This window comes from Chamaesiphon sp. (assembly GCF_041737865.1).
In the GTDB taxonomy this organism is placed as follows: domain Bacteria; phylum Cyanobacteriota; class Cyanobacteriia; order Cyanobacteriales; family Chamaesiphonaceae; genus Chamaesiphon.
In genome coordinates this window covers 1-3383 of the sequence record NZ_JBGSQZ010000127.1, presented here as the reverse complement: position 1 = coordinate 3383, position 3383 = coordinate 1, and the positions used below count along the sequence as shown (strand labels likewise).

General features: G+C 46.6%; 4 protein-coding genes. All 4 read left to right on the top strand.

From position 1 onward, the window contains the following. A partial coding sequence (locus tag ACEW9J_RS09160; protein WP_373544826.1) for a hypothetical protein occupies positions 1-368 on the top strand: 368 nt, incomplete at its 5' end. Between the two features lie 49 nt (positions 369-417). Then, a complete protein-coding gene (locus ACEW9J_RS09155; RefSeq protein WP_373544825.1) occupies positions 418-1266 on the top strand; it encodes a DUF6544 family protein in 849 nt (282 codons plus the stop codon). Positions 1267-1392: 126 nt separating this feature from the next. Next, complete coding sequence (locus tag ACEW9J_RS09150; protein ID WP_373544824.1) at positions 1393-2514, top strand: Tat pathway signal protein; 1122 nt, start codon at positions 1393-1395, stop codon at positions 2512-2514. A gap of 39 nt (positions 2515-2553) precedes the next feature. Then, positions 2554-3383: alpha/beta hydrolase (locus tag ACEW9J_RS09145; protein ID WP_373544823.1), on the top strand; the 830-nt coding region annotated here is incomplete at its 3' end.

Below are 3383 nucleotides of genomic sequence, written 5' to 3'. Positions count from 1 at the left end.
CAAACTCAAAACATATCGCAGGATTGGTCGGCCCCACTCTAATTGCAATGACCATATCCGAATCCGAATTTCTCCAGCCTCATCTCTATGATACCCAAATTGCACCTGTCGTTTACCTTTCAGGCACCTTGCTCTTTGTTACTGGTCTGGCGATCGTCCGCGTTCACAATCGTTGGATGAGCGACTGGACAGTACTGATAACGCTGATAGGTTGGTTTGCCATTTTCGGTGGACTGTTTCGGATGTTTGCTACAAAGCTCTACCAGCATGGTGCTCAAAACACCACTGCCCTGTTAGTGCTGGAACTCATTCTGCTGGCGGTCGGGATCTTTCTGACCTTCAAAGCCTATGTAGGAACAAAATCGTGAAATATAAAAGTGTTATCGCCACCTAAATCAATAATCATAGGTCAGTATTATGTGGATAAAATCGATCGTAATCATTACTGTTTCAATCATTGTTTTGTTTGGACTCGTAAGTCTTTATGGCAGCTATCAGTGGCGATTAAGCACTGATAAATTACGCGCCAAATTAACAGGTGGGCGGCAAGCTACTACTCCCAAAAACTATGATTCAAAAGAGCTTGAAGGCTTACCAGACCCAGTGCAGCGATATTTTCAGGCTGTGCTGAAGGATGGACAACCAATCGTGGCGGCGGTCGATCTCTCTCAGCAGGGACTATTTAATATGAGTGAGACGAAAGCGAAGTGGAGTCCATTTACGGCTACTCAGTTTGTGACAACTCAACGTCCAGGGTTTGATTGGGATGCGCGGATTCAGATGGCTCCAGGCGTGAATGCCTTTGTCCATGATGCTTATATGTTAGGAGAAGGCAGCTTACACGCATCATTACTCGGTCTTTTCACCGTTGCCGATGTGCGCGATACCCCTCAAGCCGCCCAAGGCGAATTACTGCGATTTTTTGCCGAGATGCCTTGGTATCCAACGGCATTGTTACCCAGTCAGGGTGTGTGCTGGGAAGCCATTGACAACACCTCCGCTCGCGCTACTGTGACCGATGCTCAAACAACCGTCTCCCTTGTGTTTCGGTTTAATGCTGACGGGACGATCGAAACCATGCGGGCTGAAGCGCGTTATCGTGACAAGCTAACTGCCATGCCTTGGAGCGGCAGGTTTTGGAACTATTCAACTTGTAATGGGATGCTGATTCCTTTAGAAGGCGAGGTGGGATGGGAGTATCCAGACGGCATTCGACTCTATTACAAAGGAAAAGTTACAGAGATTAATTATGAGTTTGCAACATAAATAATGATGCAATCTATCAATAGACCTTGTGAGGAGTAGTTATAAAGTAATTACTCTCACGAGCTTCTCAACTTATCAATCCAGACTTTAAATAGTTACACAAAGTAAATTTCGAGGAGTCAATTAATGCCGAGAAGACAGCCGCATCCGATCGTAAATCGCCGTCAAGTTCTGCAACGTCTGGCGATCGCGGGCATCACATTATCAGGTGGATATATTTTGTACGAGTATCAACCGTGGCTCAATTACGACCGACAAGCCCAAAATACTTGGAAATCTCTGAAACAGGAGTCAGTTATGTCAGCACAACTGCGCGAAATCATCCATGCTGCGACGCTAGCTGCGAGTGGTCACAACACCCAGCCGTGGCTGTTTGCAATTAAAGAAAATACCATTGAAATTCATCCAGATTACACCCGTCGGTTGCCAATTGTCGATCCTCGCGATCGAGAACTGTGGATAAGTTTGGGCTGTGCGCTGGAAAACTTGCTAGTAGCCGCTCGTGCATCTGGATATGCCCCAGAAGTTACCTATCCAGATCCGGCAGATTTTATTCATGTTCGGTTAACACCCGATACCGCCCAAACCAGCCCATTACTAGCCGCAATCCCCTTGCGCCAGAATACCCGCTCCGCCTATGACGGTCAAACCATCAAGAGTGATGCTTTGAAGCAAGTGCAGTCTGTCCCATTGGAACCGGGCGTAGTAGTTCGCTTTATCCTGAATCCCCAGGAATTAAATACGGTGGTGGAATATGTCGATCTAGGCAATCTGAGCCAGTTTGCCGATCGAGCATTTGTCAATGAATTGACTACTTGGATTCGGTTCGATCGGAAAGAAGCTTTAGCCACTCTCGATGGCTTATATTCACCCTGTTCGGGCAATCCGCAAGTACCCCGCTGGTTGGGGAAAATGGTGGTAGGTGGCACCAAGCCGCAACAGCAAGCCGATGCAGATGCCAAAAAACTTCGCAGTTCCGCTGGTGTCGTTGTAATTGCTGCCGAGTCGGACAATAAGACTGTTTGGGTGAGAACTGGACAGGTTTACGAGCGGTTGGTATTGCAAATGACGGCGGTGGAAATCAAGTCAGCATTTCTAAATCAACCGATCGAAGTAGCCGCTCTGCGCGGGCAATTTCAAAATGCGATCGGCTTGGGTAATGCTCTCCCACAATTATTAATTCGCTTTGGCTATGGGAAATCGATGCCACAGTCTTTGCGTCCATCGGTAGAACAAGTGCTCATCTAATATCGATCGGAAACCCAATTGTCACGAACAATAGTTTAAATGCAAATTATAAACTCGATCGTTCAAATTCTTGCTATTGTTTTATGCTGTTTGACTGCACTAATGAGTATTCTGCTCTTCCTGCGGCTACATTGGCCTGCACCAATATTATGGATATTAAAGCTGTTTGCTTCTGCGTTATCTCCCTTGTTTGCCTCAGTGGGCGTGTTGAGTATCATTGTGGGACTAACAACAGGATCGGTCTTCATCTGCTCGATCGGCTTGTATGTCGCTTTATTTTTCTGTTCACATATATACAGGATTACCCGTCCACCTGATATTTTAAACGGTTTTGAACAGGCTTTCGGTTTGAATTGGGAAGAACGCATAAGTCCCCAACAAAAAAATCACTTTCTCCCAAGACGAACGATCGTAAAATTACCCGCCGTTCCAATTCTACGCATGGAACAGGACATTTCATTTGCAACCATTCCCGACACCAACAGACAACTTTTGTGTGATGTATGGCAACCAAATGCAACTGTCACTCGATCGGGTTTGGCTTTTATCTATCTGCATGGGAGTGCGTGGTCTCTGCTTGATAAAGATGTCGGTACTCGTCCGTTTTTTATTCACTTGGCTACCCAAGGTCATGTGATTATGGACGTGGCTTACCGCCTTGATCCTGAAACGGACATGATGGGAATGGTAAACGATGTAAAGCGGGCGATCGTATGGATGAAAGAAAATGCACGCACTTACGGCGTAAACCCCAACACAATTGTTGTGGGTGGCGGTTCTGCGGGAGGTCATCTTGCCCTGATGACAGGCTATACAGCCAACAACCCGCAGTTTACACCAAAGGAACTGGTAGGAGAGGACATCAGCGT